Consider the following 19,917-nt stretch of genomic DNA (forward strand, 5'->3'; position numbering starts at 1 on the left):
TCTTTTTCCCCGCCCCCGTTGATCGGGGGTCAGAGCAGCTCCACCTTCGCCCGCGCCAGAGCGGCCGTGAAAGCCTCATCCGGTGTGACGTTGGTGATCAGCGTGTCGATTGCATCCAGTCTGCACAGCCGGAAGGCGGCGCGGCGGCCGATCTTGGCCCCGTTGGCCAGAACCACCACCCGTTCCGAGCGTGCCATCATCGCGCGGGCGACATGGGCCTCCTGCGCATCCGAATCCATGGCGCCGGTTTCGGCGTCCACCGCGGCCACCGTAATCACCGCCTGATCCGCCTGAAACCGGTCGATCTGGTCGATCACCATGGGCCCGACGGTCTGGGCATTGCCCGCGCCATAGGCCCCGCCCAGCAGGAAGACCTTCACGGTGCCCCCCGCCTGCCCCAGCACCTGCGCGACCCCCAGCGAATTGGTGATCACCGTCAGCCCCGGCACCTCGGCCAGCGCCCGCGCCCCGATCACCGTGGTCGATCCCGTGTCGACAAAGATCGTCTCGCCGGGCCGCACATGGGCGGCCAGCTTGCGACCGATCTCTTCCTTGCCGGCGGTGTCCTCTTCCATCCGCTCGGGCAGCGGCCCCTCGATATGGAGCCGCGGGCGCCGCGCGCCGCCGTGCATCTTCTGCAGCCGCCCCGCCTCGTCCAGCTGCGCGAGGTCGCGCCGGATCGTCTCGGCCGAGACCTCGAAGAGATCCGCAAGCGCCTCGACGGACATCTGCCCGGCCGCTGCGACGGCCTCGGCGATCCGCGAACGGCGCTCGGTTGGTTTCATCGGGGGGACCTCGGCGGGATCATGTGTGTGAAAACAATGGCCAGAGCAAATCCGAGGCCTCCCGCCCGTGTCAACATTTTTTCCGATCAATCGGTCAAAACCGCTGCGTCGTGCCGGCCACAATTGACCGAACGGGCAAAGCATGCCACAAAATCCACGACTTTACCCACGACCTATTCACCATTCTCTGGGGCAGCATGGCATTGGAACGCTACGATATCGCGGTAATCGGGGCCGGGGTGATCGGCTGCGCCATCGCCCGGGCCTTCACGCTGGACGGGGCCAAGGTCGTGGTGCTCGAAAAGGCAGCGGATGTGCTCGACGGGGCCTCCAAGGGCAACTCCGCCATCCTCCACACCGGGTTCGACGCGCCCGAGGGCTCGCTGGAACAGCGCTGCGTGGCCGAGGGCCATGCCGAATACCTCTCGATCCGCGAAGGTCTCGGCCTGCCGCTCGATCCCTGCGGCGCCCTCGTGCTGGCCTGGAACGCGGAGGAAGAGGCCCGCCTGCCCGCCCTGCTGGCCCAGGGCCATGCCAATGGCGTCAGGGATGCCACGCCCCTCACCGCCGCCCAGATCCGCAGCGAGGAGCCCAACCTCTCCCCCCGCCTGCGCGCCGGTTTCCGCGTCCCGGGCGAGTCGCTGATCGACCCGTGGTCCGCGCCCCATGCCTACCTGCTTCAGGCGCTGCTCAACGGCGCCACCCTGCTGCGCAACGCAGAGGTGACGGGCGGCCAGCACGACGGCACCGACTGGCACCTCGACACTGCCGCAGGCCCGCTGCGCGCCGGCCTCGTGATCAATGCCGCCGGCCTCTGGGGCGATCTCCTCGACGAGCGCCTCCTGGGCCAGCGCGATTTCACCATCCGCCCGCGCAAGGGCCAATTCGTGGTCTACGACAAATCCGCCGCCGCCCTCGCCCGCCACATCCTGCTGCCGGTGCCGACCGAGAAGACCAAGGGCATCGTCCTCTGCCGCACCGCCTTCGGCAATCTCCTCGTCGGCCCCACCGCCGAGGATCAGGAGGACCGCGTCACCGCCGCCCTCGTGCCCGACACCCTCGCCGCCCTGCGGGCGAAGGGCGAGGAGATCCTGCCCCGCCTGCGCGACCACGAGGTGACATCGCTCTACGCCGGCCTGCGCCCCGCGACGCAGTACAAGGAATACCGTATCAAGGCGCACCCCGACCGCGCGATGATCACCGTGGGCGGCATCCGCTCCACCGGCCTCTCCTCCGCCCTCGGCACCGCGAAACACGTCCGCGCCCTGGCCGAAACCCTCGGGCACCGCGCCGCCCCCCTCGCCGATCCGGTCACCCCGCGCCTGCCCAATATCTCCGCCACCGCGCCGCGCGATTGCCACGCCCCCGGCCACGATGGCCTGATCTGCCCCTGCGAAGAAGTCACCCGCCGCGAGGTGGAGGCCGCCCTCACAGGCCCCCTCGCCCCGAACACGCTCGCGGGCCTCAAGCGCCGCACCCGCGTCACCATGGGCCGCTGCCAGGGCTTCTACTGCTCAGCAGCCCTCGCCAGGCTCACCGAAGGCCGCCTCGCCCAGCCCATGACCGGCCCTACAGACCGGATGGAGGACTGAATGCCCCGCACACCTCCCCATCACGGCACCCGCGCCCATCATCCACTGTTCGAAAATATCCTCGGGGGGAGTCGCGCCCTGCGCGACGGGGGGCAGACAGCCCCCCTCTCCCGCCCGCCGCAGGCGCAGACCCCGCCCTCGCCAGCGTCCCCCCCTAACCCGCAGCCCACCCCATGACCCGGATCGCCATCATCGGCGCCGGCCCCACCGGCCTCTCCGCCGCCGCCACCCTTGCCTCCGCCGGCCATGCCGTCACCGTGATCGAGCGCGAGCCCGAACCGGGCGGCATCCCACGCCACTGCGGCCATTCCCCCTACGGGATGCGCGAATACCGCCGCCTGCTCTCGGGCCGCGCCTATGCCCGCCGCCTCGCCGCAACCGCCGCCACAGCAGGCGCGCAGATCCGCCTCTCGACCCATGTCACCGCACTCCATCCCGGCGGGCGGATCGACCTGCTCACGCCCGACGGCCCCGAGACGCTCACCCCCGACCGAGTGCTGCTCGCCATGGGCTGCCGGGAAAGCTCCCGCGCGGCGCGGATGATCGGCGGCACCAAGCCCGGCGGCGTGCTCAACACCGGCGCGCTGCAGGGCCTCGTCTACCTCGACCATCTCACGCCCTTCCGCCGCCCGGTGATCCTCGGGACCGAGATGGTCGCCTTCTCCGCCCTGCTCACCTGCCGCCACGCGGGCATCCGCCCCGTGGCCATGGTCGAGCCCGGTCCACGCCCCATTGCCCGCTTCCCGGCCGCCCTGCTGCCGAAGGCCCTCGGCGTGCCGCTCCTCACCCGGACGCAGGTCACCGCCATCGAGGGCGAGGACCGCGTCCGCGCGATCCACCTCGCCACGCCCAAGGGCGCACGGCGGATCGAGGCTGACGGGCTCATCCTCACCGGGCTCTTCCGGCCCGAAACGCAGTTGCTCCGCCCCGGCCCCGTCCTGCTCGACCCGGGCACCGGCGGGCCGCAGATTGACCAATACGGGCGCTGCTCCGATCCCGCCTATTTCGCGGCCGGCAACCTGCTGCGCGGGGTCGAGACGGCAGGCCACTGCTGGGCCGAGGGCCGCGCAGTGGCCCAGGCCGTCCTGGCCGACCTCGAAGGCCACCTGCCCGCGCCCGAAACCGGCTGCGCCCTGACCACCGGGGCACCGCTGCGCTATGTCCTGCCGCAGCGCATCGTCACCGGCGACCTGCCGCCCGCCTTCCCGCAGCTGTACCTGCGCCTTGCCGAGCCCGCGCGCGGCACCCTTCTGCTCACCGCGCCCGAAACGCAAGCCGCCCTCGGCCAGATCGACAGCCGCCCCGAACGGCGCCTCTCCCTGCCCCTGCCCGCGCCCTCTGTCGCAGCCGCCGAAGTCACCCTGAGGCAGCCATGACCCTACTGGCCATCGACCAGGGCACCACCTCGACCCGCGCGCTGCTGGCACAGCCGGACGGCCGCCTGCAGCTGCTGGCCAGCCACGCGCACCGCCAAGTCTACCCCGCGCCGGGCCACGTCGAACACAACCCCGAAGAGCTGATCGCCAATCTCGCCGCCTGCCTCGCTGCCGCGCCGCAGGACGTCACCGCCGTGGGCTTCGCCAACCAGGGCGAAAGCTGCCTCGCCTGGGACGGCGAAACCGGGCGTGCCGTCAGCCCGGTCATCGTCTGGCAGGACAGCCGCACCGCCCCGGAGACGGAGCGCCTGAAGGCCGAGGGCGCCGAGGCCCTGACGCTGGCCCGCGCGGGGCTTCCGCTTGATCCCTATTTCTCCGCCTCCAAGCTGGGCTGGATCCTGCGCCATATCCCCGAAGCGCAGGACCTCGCCGCCCGGGGCCGCCTGCGGCTCGGCACCACGGATGCCTTCTTCCGCGACCGGCTCACCGGGCGGTATGAGACCGACATCACCACCGCCTCGCGCACCTCGCTGATGACCCTCGACACCGGCCAGTGGGATGCGGATCTCTGCGCGCTCTTCGGCGTGCCGATGGAGCTGCTGCCACCGATCACGCCGTGCGCCGGGGCGTTCGGCACCGTGCAGACCGGCGCGGGCCCCCGGCCCCTGACCGCCAGCCTCGTGGACCAGCAGGCGGCGCTCTACGGCCATGGTTGCCGTGCGGCGGGGGATGCCAAGATCACCTTCGGCACCGGGGCCTTCGCCCTTGCGGTGACCGGAGAGGCACTTTGCCGCCCAGCCTCCGGCCCGGTCCCCACGATCGCGTGGCAGATCGCCGGGGCCGCTCCGACCTATGCGCTCGACGGTGGCGTCTACGCCGCCTCCTCGGCGGTGAACTGGGCGCGGGACATGCGGCTCTTCCAGACCTTCGACGCGATCGCCCGCTTCGAGGCGCCCTCCGCCATCGCCCGGGGCCTCGCCTTCGTGCCGGCGCTTGCGGGCCTCGCCTGCCCGCATTGGGACCGCGCGGCGCGCGGCGCATGGATGGGGCTCTCGCTCGACACATCCCCCGCCGACATGATGCAGGCGCTGCTGGAGGGCGTGGCCTTCCGTTCGGCCGAAGTGCTGGAGAGCATGGGCAATGCGGTGCCGCTGTCCGCCCCCGTCTCGATCGACGGCGGGATGAGCGCGAACCCCTATTTCTGCCAGTTTCTCTGCGATGCGCTCGGCCGCGAGATCCGCCTCTCGGACGAGGCAGAGCTGACCGCGCTCGGCACGGCAGCGATGGCGGCAGCGGGGGCCAGCCTGTCTCTGGAGGCCGCGCCGAAGGGCCGCCTGCTGCACCCGCGCGCCCTGCCAGACGGCGCTATGGCCCGATTCCGGGCCGCGCGGGAAGCGGTGCAGGCCTATGGCCACGCCGTAACGGGCTGAAAGGTTGCCCCCGGCCCGCTCAGGCCTCCGCCCGGGCGGTCGGAAACGCGCGGGCCGATGACCAGCCCGCGCCCGCGCCTCAGTCGGCGACGATTTCCTGCCGCTGCTGGCCGAGGCCCTCGATCCCCAGTTCTACCACGTCGCCCACCTTCAGGTAACGCGGCGGCTTCATCCCCATGCCCACGCCCGGGGGCGTGCCGGTGGAGATCACGTCGCCCGGCATCAGGGTCATGAACTGGCTCAGGTAGCTGACCACATGGGCCACGCCGTAGACCATCGTCGTGGTGGCGCCGTCCTGCATCGTCTCGCCGTTCACCGTCAGCCACATCTTGAGGGCCTGCGGATCGGCGACCTCGTCCTTGGTCACCAGCCAGGGCCCCAGCGGGGCGAAGTTGTCGCAGCTCTTGCCCTTGGTCCACTGGCCCGCGCGCTCGGTCTGGTAGGCGCGTTCGCTGACGTCGTTCGACACCGCATAGCCCGCGACATAGTCGAGCGCCTCGGCCTCCGAGACGTATTTCGCGGGCTTGCCGATGATCACCGCCAGCTCGACCTCCCAGTCCAGCTTCTCCGACCCGCGCGGCAGCGGCGTGGCATCGTTCGGCCCGCAGATCGCGGTCAGGCCCTTGAGGAAGAGCACCGGCTCGGGCGGGACCTGCATGCCCGCTTCCTCGGCGTGGTCGGCATAGTTGAGGCCGATGCAGAGGAACTTGGTGGTGCCCGCGACGCAGGCACCGATGCGGTCTGCGGCCAGTTCCGGCAGGCTCATCGGATCGAGCGCGGCAATCTTGGCCAACCCCTCGGGCGAGAGCACATCGCCCTTGATGTCCTCCACCACGCCGCTGAGATCGCGGATCGAGCCGTCTTCTGCGAGAATGGCCGGTTTTTCAGCCCCTTGCGGGCCGACACGCATCAATTTCATGGAAACCTCCCTGTTGGTCTTGCCCCTTTCCTAGCGGAAGCGCGGGGGAATGACAGCCCTTCATGGCGGTGTCAGCGGGGCGTCAGGGAGAACCGCCCCTGATCCCTTGCCCTTCGGCAGGGTCGCGCCCGTCCCGGGGCCGGAGGGCGTCTTGCAAAGGCTCCGGCAGAGCCTTTGAGCCCGCAGGGGGCGTCAGCCCCGGGGGCGCAAGGCGCGCCCGCCCAGGGGGCGGGACGGGCGCGGCCCGGGCGCGGGGCGCCCGGGCGGTGACTTTCGAGAGCGGTCAGCCCGCCAGCAGCTCGGCGTTGCCGCCTGCAGCGGCGGTGTTGATGCAGCAATGCCGCTCCAGCACCAGCCAGCGGGTGAAGTCGCGATCCGCCAGCAGCGGCACCAGCGCGCCGTCGCGGCCCGCGAGCGCGCGGCGGATGTCACCGGCCTCGGCCTGCCACGAAACGACCGCGGCGAGGTCGGGCAGCGCGGCCAGCACCTCTGCCGTCACCACGCCGTCGAGACCCAGGCCATAGCCCGGCGCCACGCCCACTGCGCGGCAGCCCAGACGGCGCGCCTGTGCGACCTGCTTGGCCACCGCCTCGGCCGTCGGCCCGAGGCAGAGCACGCGATCGCGGGCGAAGGTCCGCAGCGTGTTCTTCTCACCCGTGGGCCCCGGCAGCTCGACCTCTTCGAGGCAGGCCGTGGGCACCGGCAGTGCTGCGAAGGCGGCCTCGATCTCGGCGGCGGACACCTCACGCCCCGCAGGCGCGGGCAGCGCCGGGGCCTCCACCGCGCGGAAGCGGGTCAGGTAGCGCGGGCCGCCTGCCTTGGGGCCGGTGCCCGACAGCCCCTCGCCGCCAAAGGGCTGCGAGCCGACGATGGCACCGATCTGGTTCCGGTTCACATAGGCGTTGCCGACGCGGATGCGCGACGTGATATCCGCCACCCGGCCGCCGATCCGGCTGTGCAGCCCGAAGGTCAGGCCGTAGCCGCAGCCATTCACCGCCTCGACCACGCGGTCGAGGTCGCGCGCCTTGTAGGTGGCCACATGCAGGACCGGGCCGAAGATCTCCTCGGCGAGGTCCTCGATGCCGCCTACCTTGATCACGGCGGGGCCGACAAACGTCCCCTGCCCCGGCGCCGCGATCTGGCGCAGCAGTCGGCCCTCCTTGCGGGCGGCCTCCACATGGGCGTCGATCTTGGCCTTTGCGGCAGCGTCGATCACCGGGCCCACGTCGGTGGTGATCTGCGCCGGATCGCCGAGGCGCAGCTCGTCCATCGCGCCATAGAGCATTTCGAGGAAGCCCTCGGCGATGTCTTCCTGTAGGTAGAGCACCCGCAGCGCGGAGCAGCGCTGACCGGCGGACTGGAAGGAGGAGGCGATGATATCGGTGATCGCCTGTTCCGGCAGAGCCGTGGCATCGACGATCATCGCGTTGAGGCCGCCGGTCTCCGCGATCAGCGGCGCCCCTGCGGGCAGGCTGTCGGCCATGGTGCGGTGGATGCGCTGTGCCGTGGCGGTGGAGCCGGTGAAGCAGACGCCCGCGATGCGCGGATGCGCGGTGATCGCGCCGCCCACCTCGGCCCCGGTGCCGGGCAGCAGTTGCAGCACGTCGCCGGGCACGCCCGCCTCGTGCAGCAGCGCCACGGCGAAATCGGCGGTGAGGCAGGTGGCCTCTGCCGGTTTCGCCACGACCCCGTTGCCGGTGGCAAGGGCGGCCGAGATCTGGCCGGTGAAGATCGCCAGCGGGAAGTTCCACGGCGAGATACAGGCGAAGATGCCCGCAGGCGCCGCCTCCGACGCGGTCGCCTGAGCGGCGTAGTAGCGCAGGAAGTCGACCGCCTCGCGCAGCTCCGCCACGCCATCGGCCAGCACCTTGCCCGCCTCGCGCGACAGCAGGGCGAAGATCTCGGCCGCGTGCGCCTCGTAGAGGTCGGCGGCGCGGTTCAGGATCGCGGCGCGTTCGGCCACGGGCGTGTCGGACCAGTCGCGCGCCCGGTCACAGGCCGCCACGGCGGCTGCGGCGGACACACGGCGGACGCGGCCCACTTCGGCCCCGGTGGCGGGGTTGATCACGGGATGCTCTTCGCCGCCCTCGGGGCCTGCGACGTATTGCTTGGTGGCGAAGGGCTCCATCGCCACGGCAAGGCCTGCCAGCTCTGCCGGATCGTCGAGGTCGAAACCCTTGGAGTTCGGACGCTCGGGCGCGAACAGCCCCTCGGGCAGGTCGATCGCCGGGTTGTGCGGGGCGGCAAGCCAGCCCTCGACGGCAAGGAAGGGATCGGCGGCGATCTCTTCCGGCGCGACGTTTTCATCGGCGATCTGGTGCACGAAGGAGGAGTTCGCCCCGTTCTCCAGAAGGCGCCGCACGAGATAGGCCAGCAGGTCGCGGTAGGAGCCGACGGGCGCGTAGATCCGGCAGCGGGTGCCTTCCGCCTTGCGCACCAGCGCGTGCAGTTCCTCGCCCATGCCATGCAGGCGCTGGAACTCGAACACGTCCTTGGAGGGCGCCATTTCGAGGATCGCGGCCATGGTATGGGCGTTGTGGGTGGCGAACTGCGGATAGATCCGGTCCGTCAGCTCCAGCAGCTTGGCCGCATTGCAGATGTAGCTGACATCGGTCGAGGCCTTCTGCGTGTAGACCGGGAAGCCCTCCAGCCCCTCGACCTGCGCGCGCTTGATCTCGGCGTCCCAGTAGGCGCCCTTCACCAGACGGACCATGATCTTGCGGTCCAGACGCCCGGCCAGCCCGTAGAGCCAGTCGATCACCTCGCCGGCGCGCAGGCCATAGGCCTGCACCACCACGCCGAAGCCGTCCCAGCCCGCCAGTTCGGGATCGGCCATGACGGCGGCGATCACGTCCAGCGACAGCTCCAGCCGTGCGGCCTCCTCGGCGTCGATGTTGAGCCCGATGCCCGCGGCCTTGGCCTGACGGGCGAGGTCCCGGGTGCGCGCCACGAGGTCGACCATCACGCGGTCGGCCTGCGCGGTCTCGTAGCGCGGGAAGAGCGCCGAGAGCTTGATCGAGATGCCCGGGTTGGCGCGGATGTCATCGCCCTTTGCCCGGCTCGCCAGATGGGCGATGGCCTTGGCATAGGCGGCGATGTAGCGCTGCGCGTCGGCCTCGGTCAGGGCGGCCTCGCCCAGCATGTCGTAGGAATGGGTGACGCCCTTGGCCTCCAGCGTCGCGGCCCGCTTGGTGGCGCCCTCGATGGTCTCGCCCAGCACGAACTGGCGGCCTGCGGCCTCCATCACCTGCCCCACGGCCTTGCGGATCGCAGGCTCGCCCACGCGCTTGACCGCGCGGTGCAGCGCGCCCGAGAGCGGCCCGGTGGAGCCTTCGCCCAGAACCTTGCCCGCCGTGGTCAGCGCCAGCGTCGAGGCGTTCACCATCCAGCTGCCGGAGTGACCGAGATGCCCGGCCCAGTCATGGCGGGCGATCTTGTCCTGGATCAGCGCGTCGCGGGTGTGGCTGTCGGGCACGCGCAGCAGCGCCTCGGCCAGCGACATCAGCGCGACGCCCTCTTCGGTCGAAAGGCCGTATTCGGCAAGGAAGAGCTCCATCATCCCCGGGCCGCCGGAGCCGCGCAGGTCGCGCACCATCTGGGTGGCGCGGGTCGAGATGCGCGCGCGCAGGGCGGCATCGACCGTGGTCGCGCGCAGCAGGGCGGCGAGGGCGGCGGCCTCATCGGGCAGCGGGGAAAGCGGGGCTTGGAAAGGCGCGGTCATGGAGGGCTCCATCGGTGAGAGGGGCATTTGTCTCTAGTATCGCAGATTGCAGACTTCCATTTTCTCCGAAAATCGTCAAATCATGGTCGATACGACCTTTGTGAGGCCTCATGGCAGAGAAAGTGACAGACCCTTGGGTCGCCCGCAGTGATCTTGACGCATTGGACCGCAGGATTCTCGACGCGCTGAGCCACAATGCGCGGATCACCGTGACCGATCTGGCCGCCGCGGTGGGCCTGTCCAAGACACCCTGCGCCGCGCGCATCAGGCGGCTGGAGTCGGAGGGCTATATCCTCGGCTACCGGGCGCAGCTCGACCCGGTGAAGCTGGGGCTGGAGAACGTCGCCTTCGTGGAGGTGAAGCTGCGCGACACGACGGAACGCGCCCTGAAGGAGTTCAACGCCGCCGTGGCCCGCCTGCCCGAGGTGGAGCAATGCCACATGATCGCGGGGGGCTTCGACTACCTCGTGAAGATCCGCACGCGGGACATCACCGCCTACCGGCGTTTCCTCGGTGAGCAGCTTTCCGCCTTGCCCCATGTGGCGCAAACTTCGACCTACATGGCGATGGAGAGCGTCAAGGACGCTGCGATGACGGCCTGAGACGCCCTTTTTTCACGTGAATGTGACGCTATCGGCCAGCATGTCGCAGTCCGCGCCATGGACAGTGCGCCGCGCAGACCCCAAGTAGGCGGACGCTTTCAAGGGTGGCCGCAGCGTCGGACAACCTATTGTTGTGCGTATCAGGATCGGCCTGTTATCCTCTCTCCACAGGTAGCAGGCCCCCTTCTTGCGTCGCCAGCGCTCCGCACGCCAGCCAGCGAGACGGTTCCGACAACCGCCCCGAGGCCCCCGGGCCGAAGCGCACGCCCCATCCCCAGCCCCGCCTCCCCGGGGCAATGAGACGACCTAGAGATGACTGAGACACCCGACAGGGCCGCATCCGCCGGCCCCGCACCCGATCCCGTTCTGACCCCCAAGCCCGACGCCGCCGCGGCCAAGCCCGCGCGCGCCAGCCTCAAGGAAGAGCGCAACAAGAGCTTCGTGCGGCGGCTCGTGTTGACCGGTTTGAGGGCGCAGGCCAGCACCTATGCGATTGCCATCCTCGCGATGGCCGTGGCCGCCGCGGGCTCGGCCCTGACGGCCTGGGTGATGGAAGGCATCGTCGACGCCATGAGCGACAGCGGCAACCGGCGGCGGGTGTTCTACGTCGCAATGGCCGTGGCCGCGATCTTTACCGTGAAGGGCATCGCGACCTACGTGCAGACGGTCTTCATGACCCGCGCGGGCAATCGGCTGGTCGCCATGCTGCAGATGAAGTTCTTCGACCGGCTGCTGGCGCAGAGCGTGAGCTTCTTCAACGTCAACGAATCCTCCAACCTGCTGCTGCACACGACCCGCAGCGCGCAGAACGCGCGACAGATGATCGACCTTGTCGTGACCTCCTTCGTGCGCGACCTGCTGACGCTGATCGGGCTGATCTTCGTCATGTTCTGGCAGCAACCCCTGCTGACCGTCGTCTCGATGGTGGGCGGGCCCATCGTCCTGCTCGGCGTGCGGACGATCCTCAAGAAGGTGCGCACCATCGTCGAGAAGGAGACCGCCTCGCTGACAGAGATCGTGAAGGTGACGCAGGAGACGGCGAAGGGCTTCCAGATCATCAAGCTCTTCGGGCTGGAGCCGCAGATGTCGCGCCACATGGATGGTGCCGTCCGGCAGGTGGAGAAGCGCTCCAACGCCGTGGCGCGGCTGAATGCCATCACCTCGCCCCTGATCGAGACGCTCTCGGGCCTCGTCATCGCCGCCGTGGTGCTGATCAGCGCGATCGACTTCGTCGATGGCCAGCCGACCACGCCGGGGCAGCTGATGTCCTTCATCACCGCGCTGCTGATGGCCTATGAACCGGCCAAGCGGCTGACCCGGATGCGGGTGCGGATCGAAGGCCTGATCGTGCCGCTGCGGATGATGTTCGACCTGATCGACCAGCCGCTGACCGTCGAGGACCCGGAGGACGAGCGCGCCCTGCCCGCAGGCCCCGGCGCGGTGGAGATGAAGGACGTGCATTTCGGCTACCGCGACAAGACGCCGGTGTTGAACGGGATCGACCTGACCTTCCCGGCGGGCCAGACCACGGCGCTTGTCGGCGCCTCGGGCAGCGGCAAGTCGACGATCCTGAACCTGCTGATGCGGCTCTACGACCCCACCGCAGGGGTGGTCAGCGTCGATGGGCTGGACCTGCGCGATGTCACGGCCAAGTCGCTGCACAAGCGGCTGTCCTACGTCGGGCAGGATACCTTCCTCTTCTCCACCACGGTGATGAACAACCTCCGCCTCGCGCGCCCCGGCGCCACCGAGGACGAGGTCATCGCCGCCGCGAAGGAGGCCAACGCGCATGACTTCATCACCGCGCTGCCACAGGGCTACTACACCGAGGTCGGCGAGAACGGGGCCTTCCTCTCGGGCGGGCAGCGTCAGCGGCTGGCGATCGCGCGGGCCTTCCTGCGCGGCGGCAGCATCCTGCTGCTGGACGAGGCCACCAGCGCGCTCGACGCCAATTCGGAGCGGTTGATCAAGGAGGCGCTCGCCCGGATCAGCAAGGACACGACGACGATCGTGATCGCGCACCGGCTCTCGACCGTGATGGAGGCGGACCAGATCCACGTGATCGACGCGGGCCGCGTGGTGCAATCCGGCAGTCCGAAGGACCTGCTCGACCGGCCCGGCCCGTTCCGGGCGCTCTTCGACCAGCAGTTCGGCGGCATCGCCCACGGTCAGGGCTGAGCCCCCCTGCGGGCCGCCCCCGCCCGCGCAGCGAAACGTTGTCCCAAAGGCCCGCCATCCGTGCGGGCCTTTGTCTTGAGGGCCGCCCGACAGGCGGGCTTGGCCGCTGCGGGCCGCCGCTCAGGACGTCACGAGGTCATAGCGCGCCATCTCTTCGCGGCTGAGGATGTAGATCGACTGCGGCGGGGTCGCGAGGCCCGGGGCCATCAGCATCGGGTCCACGCCCATCTCCTCGAGGTATTCCATCACCTCGCCCTGCCCGCGCTGGATGTCCTGCACTGCGAGGAAGGCGGGCAGCAGGGTATTCTCGCCATAGTAATGCTGGTGCAGGCCGATGCGGGCGCCCTGCTCTGCCTGCCGCTCGGTCCCGGCCGCAAAGATGTAGGGACAGGCCGAGAGGCAGACATCGCCTGCGCGCATCGCGGTGGCCTTGCCCGCCTGCCGCAGGGCGCGGCCCAGCTCCATCGCGTCGCGGACCGAGCCGCCGGGCGAATGCAGCAGGATCGTCCCTGCCTCGGAGGCCGCGATCTGCTTGGCGATCCGCGCCCCGTCCCCCGGTTCGATCTTGCCAGTCAGCAGCGCGGTGTCGTCGTCGATCCGTTCGAGGATCAGCCGCTCCGGCATCGGGCCGGTCTCGACACCCGGGCCTGCGGGCAGGGTCGGATCATAGCGGCGGGTCTGGTCGCCGGGCCGCGTGGGCCGGTCGAACTCCGGCGCGGCGGGCCCGCGCGACGGCAGGACGAAATCGCGCCCCACGTCGCCGAGGAAGAGGAAGGCCGCGATCACCAGCTGCACCGCCAGCACGCCGGTCAGCATCCGGCGGATCGGGCGCAGCTTCTCCTGATCGCTGATCATGCCGTGCCCCCGGCAGAGGGATCGTGCGGCGTGGTCGTCCGCTCGCTGGAGGTCTCCGTGTCGGACCCTGACGGGGCCTGGGCCTCCTCCGCCGTCTGGTCTGCGCGGTGCCCGGATGAGGCAGGCCCCACCGGCGCCACGCCCCTGCCAACGCTGGTCGCCTCGGTCGCCAGAAACGCCCGGTCCACGTCACGCGCCGCATGGAGCGCTGCACGCAGTTCCGCGATCGTCATCGTGTCCTCGATCGGTGCGCCCTCGCGGCCATGGCGGATGGCGCCCTGCGTGATGGCCACGATCAGCACCAGCACCGCGGGCAGCAAGTCGATGGCGATGGCCCCGGCCCAGCTGGGAATGAAGTTGCCCGCATAGAGGATCACCGCATCGGCGGCAGAGACCGGCGTATAGGTCGTTTCGGCAGGCGGCGGCATGGCAAGCACCTCTGCCGCCGCGCTGCGCAGGGTCTCGGCCCGCTGCGCCAACACCTCCAGCACCGAGGTGATCGTGGCCGACTGGTCAGTGCGGTTCGCCTCGGTGCGCCCGTCCAGCTCCGGCAGCACCACCGAGGCCGAGAGGTCCTGCGCTGCACGCTCCACCAGCTGCGCCACGGAAAGCTGCCGCAGCCGCGTGATGATCCCCGCCAGCTGCACCGCCTGTTCCGAGAATTCGACCGAGCGCGCCTCGACCGGGCCCGGCTCCACCGTCAGCGCGCGCATCCGCGACAGCAGCGCATTGCCCTCAACGAAGGCGCTGTTGATCGCAGGTTCCTGCGCCGCGATCTGGCTTTCCAGCGCCGTCAGCTCTGCCGATTTCTGCCGCAGCACCCGGAAGACCGCGCCCCGCCCGGCAAGGCCCGACAGCGTACCCGCCGCTTCCTGTTCGGACAGGTCCTCGAAGCTTTGCCGCACCCGGGCCACGTCACGCTCCAGCCCCTGCGCCGAAATCGCGATCTCGTGGGCGCGTTCCAGCGAGGCCTGATAGTCCTGCACCGTCTCCGCCAGATGCTGCTCCACCGCCGCCGCGCCCGCCAGCGCCGCCGCGTTCAGCCAGGACGACATGGCGACGATGGCGAGGCTGCCCAGCCCCATGGCGCCCAAGAGCCCCATGCGCGAACGCGCGGTGCGCATCGCCGGGAAGAGCCGCATCATGTAGGACCAGAAGACGAAGATGCCGGTGGAGACCGCGATGGAATAGGCGATCGCCGCAAAGGCCGTCATCGCCCCGTCCCCATCCAGCAGCGAGGAGACACCGAGGTAGGTGTAGATGCCCGATGCCACCGAGAGGACGCCCAGCGCGGCCCCGGTAAAGCTGTCGAGCCAGCCAAGGTGGCCCTCCAGTTCGCGCGCCATGCGGGCGCCGCGGTCGCTCGTATTGGTCATAGGTCCCCCCGGGTGGCCTGAAAGCTAGAAAAATAGGGGGTACGGCCCCCAGCACCAGTGTCACAGGACATATTCACGGTATGTTCATGCCCTTGTGACAGGCCCCGCCCTGCCTCGACGGCATGCCGCGGGGGCACGACAGGGTCACACCACGGCAGAGAGCCCCGCGAAGTCAGGGGCTTGCGCGGCGCACCGGCCCGGTCCCGCCGCTGCGCCGCGGTGCAGGATGGCCCGCTTGCCAGACGGAAGCGCCGGGACTAGCATCGCCCTTACCCTGCTGGAGGAGCGGGGACAGGTCTCCGAAGTCCCCGGCGCCATGTCGGCAGGACTTAAGAGGCGAGAGCATGACGCCCTGACGCGGAGGAGGACGCCCGTGCAATTTGGTGCCCAGACCGGCCGGCATATCGACCGGGTTTACGAGACCGCGCAGTCGAAATCTGCCGCGGCCCGCTCGCGGCTGGCCGCCTCCTGGCGGCGCTCGCTGGAGAAACACGGGCTCGACCCCGGGGAACGCCGCGCCCCCGGACGGGTGGAGGCGACCTCGCTGGGGGACCGGCGTGCGGCGCTCGGAGATTTCCTGCAACTCGCCACCCCGCGTCTGGATCAGCTGTTCCAGCTTGTCGGCGGATCGGGCTGCGGCGTGCTGCTGACGGATGCGCAGGGCGTCGTGCTGGAAACCCGCTGCCGCGAGGCCGATGCCCCGGTGTTCCGCGAATGGGGCCTCTGGGAAGGCGCCGACTGGAGCGAGGCCGCGGAAGGCACCAACGGGATCGGGACCTGCCTTGCCGAGCGGCGGCAGGTGGTCATCCACCGCGAAGATCATTTCTATGCCCGCAACACCGCGATGTCCTGCCTCGACGCGCCGATCCACGGGCCCGACGGGCGGCTGCTGGCCGCGCTCGATGTCTCCTCGGCCCGGGCCGACCAGACGGAGGGGTTCAACCGGCTGATCGCGGCCACCGTCGCCCAGACCGCCCGCCAGATCGAAGGCGATTTCTTCCGCGCGGCCTTCCCGCGGGCCCGCATCGTCGCGGCCGAGGGGGAAAGCGCGGAGGGCGCCGCCCTGCTGGCGGTGGACAAGGACGACCTCGTCATCGGGGCCACGCGCGAGGCGCGCCGCGCGTTCGGGCTGGACGCCGAGGGGCGGATCAAGCCCCGCCCTGCCTCTGACCTGCTGGGCCGCGACGGCGCGGAGACCGGCCTCGACCGGGCCGAACGGGCCGCCATTGTGCGGGCGCTCGCCCGGGCCGATGGCAATGTCTCGGCTGCCGCGCGGGCGCTTGGCATGGGGCGCGCCACGCTCTATCGCCGCATGAACCGCCTCGGCATCGGCGAGGGCTGAGCGGCCCGAACCGCCGCCCGCCCCGCCAGACCCGCATCGAAGCCGCCAAAAGTGTCTCACCGCTGAGACAGGGGCGAGATACTCCCGGTTTGGGTGTAGTGATCTCTTAAGACAGCCGCGTCATCCTCTTTACGTGTTCCGGACACAGCGTCCGGACCTCGTCATTTGGGAGGAAGACCATGAACGAGATGACGCAGACCGCAGGCACGCAGTTCGCCTCGCCCTTCAAGCAGCGCTATGACAACTTCATCGGCGGCAAGTTCGTTGCCCCGAAAGCCGGGCGCTACTTCGACAACACCACGCCGATCACCGGCGCCAAGATTTGCGAGATCGCCCGCTCCGACGCGGATGACATCAACCTCGCCCTCGACGCGGCCCATGCCGCCAAGGACGCATGGGGTGCTACCGCCCCCGCCGCCCGCGCCGCCGTCCTGCTGCAGATCGCGGACCGCCTGGAGGCCAACCTCGAACTTCTCGCCACCTGCGAGACCTGGGACAACGGCAAGGCAATCCGCGAGACGATGGCCGCCGACCTGCCGCTGGCCGTCGACCACTTCCGCTACTTCGCCGGTGTCCTGCGCGGACAGGAAGGCACCATGTCGGAGATCGACGCCGACACCGTCGCCTACCACTACCATGAGCCGCTCGGCGTGGTCGGCCAGATCATCCCGTGGAACTTCCCGCTGCTGATGGCCGCATGGAAGATGGCCCCGGCGCTTGCCGCCGGCAACTGCATCGTGCTGAAACCGGCCGAGCAGACGCCCGCCACGATCATGGTCTTTGCCGAACTGGTGGCCGACATCCTGCCCGCAGGCGTGCTGAACATCGTGAACGGCTTCGGGCTGGAGGCAGGCAAGCCGCTGGCGCAGAGCCCACGCATCGCCAAGATCGCCTTCACCGGCGAAACCTCGACCGGCCGCCTGATCATGCAATACGCGACCGAGAACCTGATCCCGGTCACGCTGGAACTGGGGGGCAAGTCGCCCAACATCTTCCACAAGGACGTGGCCAACGAGGATGACGCCTTCTTCGACAAGGCGATCGAGGGCTTCGTGCTCTTCGCGCTGAACCAGGGCGAGGTCTGCACCTGCCCGTCCCGCGCGCTGATCCACGAATCGATCTACGACCGCTTCATGGAGCGGGCCGTTGCGCGCACCAATGCCATCAAGATGGGCGACCCGCGGGTGGCCGAGACGATGATGGGCGCGCAGGCCTCGGAAGAGCAGCAGCAGAAGATCCTCTCCTACCTCGACATCGGGCGTCAGGAAGGCGCGGAAGTGCTGACCGGCGGCGCGGCGGCGGACCTCGGCGGCGACCTCGCGGGCGGCTACTACGTGCAGCCGACGATCCTGCGCGGCCACAACAAGATGCGCGTCTTCCAGGAGGAAATCTTCGGGCCCGTCGTCTCGGTCACGACCTTCAAGGACGAGGACGAGGCGCTCGCCATCGCCAATGACACGCTCTACGGCCTCGGCGCCGGTGTCTGGTCGCGCGACATGAACACCTGCTACCGCTTCGGCCGCGCCATTCAGGCCGGGCGCGTCTGGGTGAACAACTACCACGCCTACCCGGCCCATGCGGCCTTCGGCGGGTACAAGCAGTCCGGGATCGGGCGGGAGACCCACAAGATGATGCTGGATCACTACCAGCAGACCAAGAACATGCTGGTCTCCTACAACCCGAACAAGCTGGGCTTCTTCTGAGCCCGGCCGCCTGATGGCGGGGCCGCCCCCCGGCCCCGTCCCTTTACACCGGCCACCCTGCCGCCCGCCCCTTGCGTCCCTCCCGGCGCGGGGGCGGTGCCTGCCTGCCGGACCTGTCCTCCTCCCCGGTCGCTGACCCCGGGACCCGGCAGGCGGCGCGGCGCGGACGGCCCAGCCCCTCCGGTGCACCGGAGGGGCGCCATTTCACGAAACGCCGTCCCGCAAGGTCACGGCAACTTTTCTCAACGACACCACTCACGTCCCGCAACCGGAGAGCCCCGATGTCAGAGCCAGAGCGCGTCACCGCCACCGAGGCGGCCCTGCGTCTCATCGCCGAGATTGAGGCCGAGCATGGCGAGATCCTGTTTCACCAGTCGGGCGGCTGCTGTGACGGATCGGCGCCGATGTGCTTTCCGGCCGGCGAGTTCCGGCCCGGCGCCAGCGATGTGCTGCTGGGCCGGATCGCCGGTGTGCCGGTCTATATCTCCGGGCCTCAGTTCGAGGTCTGGAAACACACCCAGCTGATCCTCGACGCTGCCCCCGGGCGCGGTGGGGTCTTCAGCCTCGACAACAACCGCGGTCAGAGGTTCCTGACCAGGTCCCGCGTGTTCGGTCCGGATGAGTTGGCAGCCCTGACCAAGGCTTAACCCAGCTCACATCTCCCTCCTCCGGGCCGACGACCGGCGCGGCGTCTTTTCCAGAGTCCTCCTGACGGGAAAAGGCGCCGCGCTCCCGGTCCTGACCCGGCCTGCGGTGCGGCGGGCCCTAACCCAGCTCCCGCCTGCCACAAACCACTCAGCCCGAAACCGCCCTGCCCCAAACCGCCCCATCCGCGGCCTGCTTCCCCGATTGTACGCCCCGCGCGGACCGTGTTACTGTCTCCGCAAAACACCAAAGAGCAGGCCACAGCTGACGGCCGCAAAGCCAGGCGGATACGGGCCCCACCCATGACGGCGCTTAACCAATACCAGCGGCTGGAAGCCTCCGGCCTGTGGCGCGACGGCCCCGAGGCGCAGCGCCGGGATGTGATCGTGTCGATTGGCGATGCGACGCTGGTGATCACCGACATGCGCGATCAGGCCCTGACCCATTGGTCCCTGCCCGCCGTCGTGCGCGCCAACCCGGGCAAGCTGCCCGCGATCTACCACCCCGACGGCGATCCCGGCGAGACCCTCGAACTGGCCGAGGGCGAGGCCGACATGATCGAGGCGATCGAGACCGTCCGGCAGGCGATCGAGCGTCGGCGTCCCAAGCCGGGGCGGCTGCGCGCGGTGATGGCCGGGGCCACGGCGGTGGCTGTCGTCGCGCTCGGGGTGTTCTGGCTGCCGGGGGCGGTGAAGGAGCATGCGCTGTCGGTCGTGCCGCAGGTGAAGCGCGACACGGTCGGGCGCAACCTGCTGGCGGCGATCCAGCGCGTGTCCGGCCCGCCCTGCGGCGACGGCCAGGGGCCCCAGGCGCTGGCCAAGATGGCGGCCCGCCTGCCCGGGCGCGATGGCGCACCGCAGCTTGTCGTCCTGCGGCAGGGCATCCCCGATGCGACCCACCTGCCGGGCAACATCATCCTGCTGAACCGCTCGGTGATCGAGGACTACGAAGAGCCCGACGTGGCCGCGGGCTATGTCATCGCCGAACATCTGCGCGCCCGGTCCCATGATCCGCTGCGCGACCTGCTCGACTATGCCGGGCCGCTCGCCTCCTTCAACCTGCTGCTGCGCGGCAAGGTGGGCGACGGACGGCTTGAGAAATACGCCGAGCATCTGCTGACCACCGCGCCCCATCCGCTGAGCGACGATGTGCTTCTGGCGGGTTTCACCGCATGGGGCGTGGCGGCCGCCCCCTATGCCTATGCGCTGGATGTGACCGGCGAGAAGACCCTGCACCTGATCGAGGCCGATCCCTTCCCCGCAGGCGCGCCCGACCCGGTGCTGCCCGATGCGGACTGGCTGCGGCTTCAGGCGATCTGCGGCGCCTGACACAGGCCCCTGCCCTCTCCCTGCACAAACGAAAACGCCGCCCCGGAGGGCGGCGTTCGTGTGTC

At 70.0% G+C, this 19,917-nt stretch carries 14 protein-coding genes; 9 read left to right on the forward strand and 5 right to left on the reverse strand.

Translation table 11 applies throughout. The features are described from left to right. Window positions 1-29 precede the first annotated feature (29 nt). Complete coding sequence (locus LCM32_RS17875; RefSeq protein WP_224822457.1) at window positions 30-785, reverse strand: DeoR/GlpR family DNA-binding transcription regulator; 756 nt, start codon at window positions 783-785, stop codon at window positions 30-32. Between the two features lie 197 nt (window positions 786-982). Here LCM32_RS17875 and LCM32_RS17880 point away from each other — a divergent pair, with 197 nt between their 5' ends. From LCM32_RS17880 to LCM32_RS17890, 3 genes are all read left to right on the forward strand, one after another. After that, window positions 983-2,377, forward strand: coding sequence for an NAD(P)/FAD-dependent oxidoreductase (locus tag LCM32_RS17880; protein ID WP_224822458.1), 1,395 nt, complete (start codon window positions 983-985; stop codon window positions 2,375-2,377). 173 nt (window positions 2,378-2,550) lie between these two features. After that, the gene (locus LCM32_RS17885; RefSeq protein WP_263618231.1) at window positions 2,551-3,753 is read left to right on the forward strand and encodes an NAD(P)/FAD-dependent oxidoreductase; all 1,203 of its coding nucleotides are present in this window, start codon (window positions 2,551-2,553) and stop codon (window positions 3,751-3,753) included. Next, window positions 3,750-5,183: an FGGY family carbohydrate kinase gene (locus LCM32_RS17890; RefSeq protein WP_224822459.1), complete on the forward strand. Its 1,434-nt coding sequence runs from the start codon at window positions 3,750-3,752 to the stop codon at window positions 5,181-5,183. The genes LCM32_RS17885 and LCM32_RS17890 overlap by 4 nt, the downstream gene beginning before the upstream one ends. Before the next feature lie 79 nt (window positions 5,184-5,262). Here LCM32_RS17890 and LCM32_RS17895 read toward each other — a convergent pair whose 3' ends face one another. Both LCM32_RS17895 and putA read right to left on the reverse strand, forming a co-directional pair. Next, entirely contained in the window at window positions 5,263-6,102 is an 840-nt protein-coding gene (locus tag LCM32_RS17895) for a fumarylacetoacetate hydrolase family protein (protein ID WP_224822460.1), read from the reverse strand. Between the two features lie 283 nt (window positions 6,103-6,385). Next, window positions 6,386-9,823 carry a bifunctional proline dehydrogenase/L-glutamate gamma-semialdehyde dehydrogenase PutA gene (gene putA, locus LCM32_RS17900; RefSeq protein ID WP_224822461.1) on the reverse strand — a complete coding sequence of 1,146 codons (3,438 nt, stop codon included), beginning with the start codon at window positions 9,821-9,823 and terminating at the stop codon, window positions 6,386-6,388. A 110-nt stretch (window positions 9,824-9,933) separates the two neighbouring features. On the opposite strand from putA, the gene LCM32_RS17905 reads away from it, so the two are divergent. Beyond that, the gene (locus LCM32_RS17905) at window positions 9,934-10,425 is read left to right on the forward strand and encodes an Lrp/AsnC family transcriptional regulator (protein WP_224822462.1); all 492 of its coding nucleotides are present in this window, start codon (window positions 9,934-9,936) and stop codon (window positions 10,423-10,425) included. A gap of 312 nt (window positions 10,426-10,737) precedes the next feature. Beyond that, a complete protein-coding gene (locus LCM32_RS17910) occupies window positions 10,738-12,603 on the forward strand; it encodes an ABC transporter ATP-binding protein (RefSeq protein ID WP_224822463.1) in 1,866 nt (621 codons plus the stop codon). A 120-nt stretch (window positions 12,604-12,723) separates the two neighbouring features. On the opposite strand, the gene LCM32_RS17915 is transcribed toward LCM32_RS17910, so the two are convergent. Further along, the gene (locus LCM32_RS17915; protein WP_224822464.1) at window positions 12,724-13,458 is read right to left on the reverse strand and encodes a hypothetical protein; all 735 of its coding nucleotides are present in this window, start codon (window positions 13,456-13,458) and stop codon (window positions 12,724-12,726) included. Then, a complete protein-coding gene (locus LCM32_RS17920; protein WP_224822465.1) occupies window positions 13,455-14,834 on the reverse strand; it encodes a hypothetical protein in 1,380 nt (459 codons plus the stop codon). The genes LCM32_RS17915 and LCM32_RS17920 overlap by 4 nt, the downstream gene beginning before the upstream one ends. 481 nt (window positions 14,835-15,315) lie before the next feature. Between LCM32_RS17920 and LCM32_RS17925 the strand changes: the two genes are divergently transcribed. The 4 genes from LCM32_RS17925 to LCM32_RS17940 all read left to right on the forward strand — a co-directional run bounded on the left by LCM32_RS17925 (window position 15,316) and on the right by LCM32_RS17940 (window position 19,852). After that, window positions 15,316-16,176 (forward strand): GAF domain-containing protein, encoded by an 861-nt coding sequence (locus LCM32_RS17925; RefSeq protein ID WP_412070696.1) that lies wholly within the window; start codon window positions 15,316-15,318, stop codon window positions 16,174-16,176. Between the two features lie 179 nt (window positions 16,177-16,355). Beyond that, window positions 16,356-17,879, forward strand: coding sequence for an aldehyde dehydrogenase (gene adh, locus LCM32_RS17930; RefSeq protein WP_224822467.1), 1,524 nt, complete (start codon window positions 16,356-16,358; stop codon window positions 17,877-17,879). A gap of 281 nt (window positions 17,880-18,160) precedes the next feature. Further along, window positions 18,161-18,526: a DUF779 domain-containing protein gene (locus LCM32_RS17935; RefSeq protein ID WP_224822468.1), complete on the forward strand. Its 366-nt coding sequence runs from the start codon at window positions 18,161-18,163 to the stop codon at window positions 18,524-18,526. A 300-nt stretch (window positions 18,527-18,826) separates the two neighbouring features. Next, a complete protein-coding gene (locus LCM32_RS17940) occupies window positions 18,827-19,852 on the forward strand; it encodes a hypothetical protein (RefSeq protein ID WP_224822469.1) in 1,026 nt (341 codons plus the stop codon). Window positions 19,853-19,917: the final 65 nt, after the last annotated feature.

It is taken from the genome of Pseudooceanicola nanhaiensis (genome assembly GCF_020171315.1).
Lineage (GTDB): Bacteria > Pseudomonadota > Alphaproteobacteria > Rhodobacterales > Rhodobacteraceae > Pseudooceanicola > Pseudooceanicola nanhaiensis_A.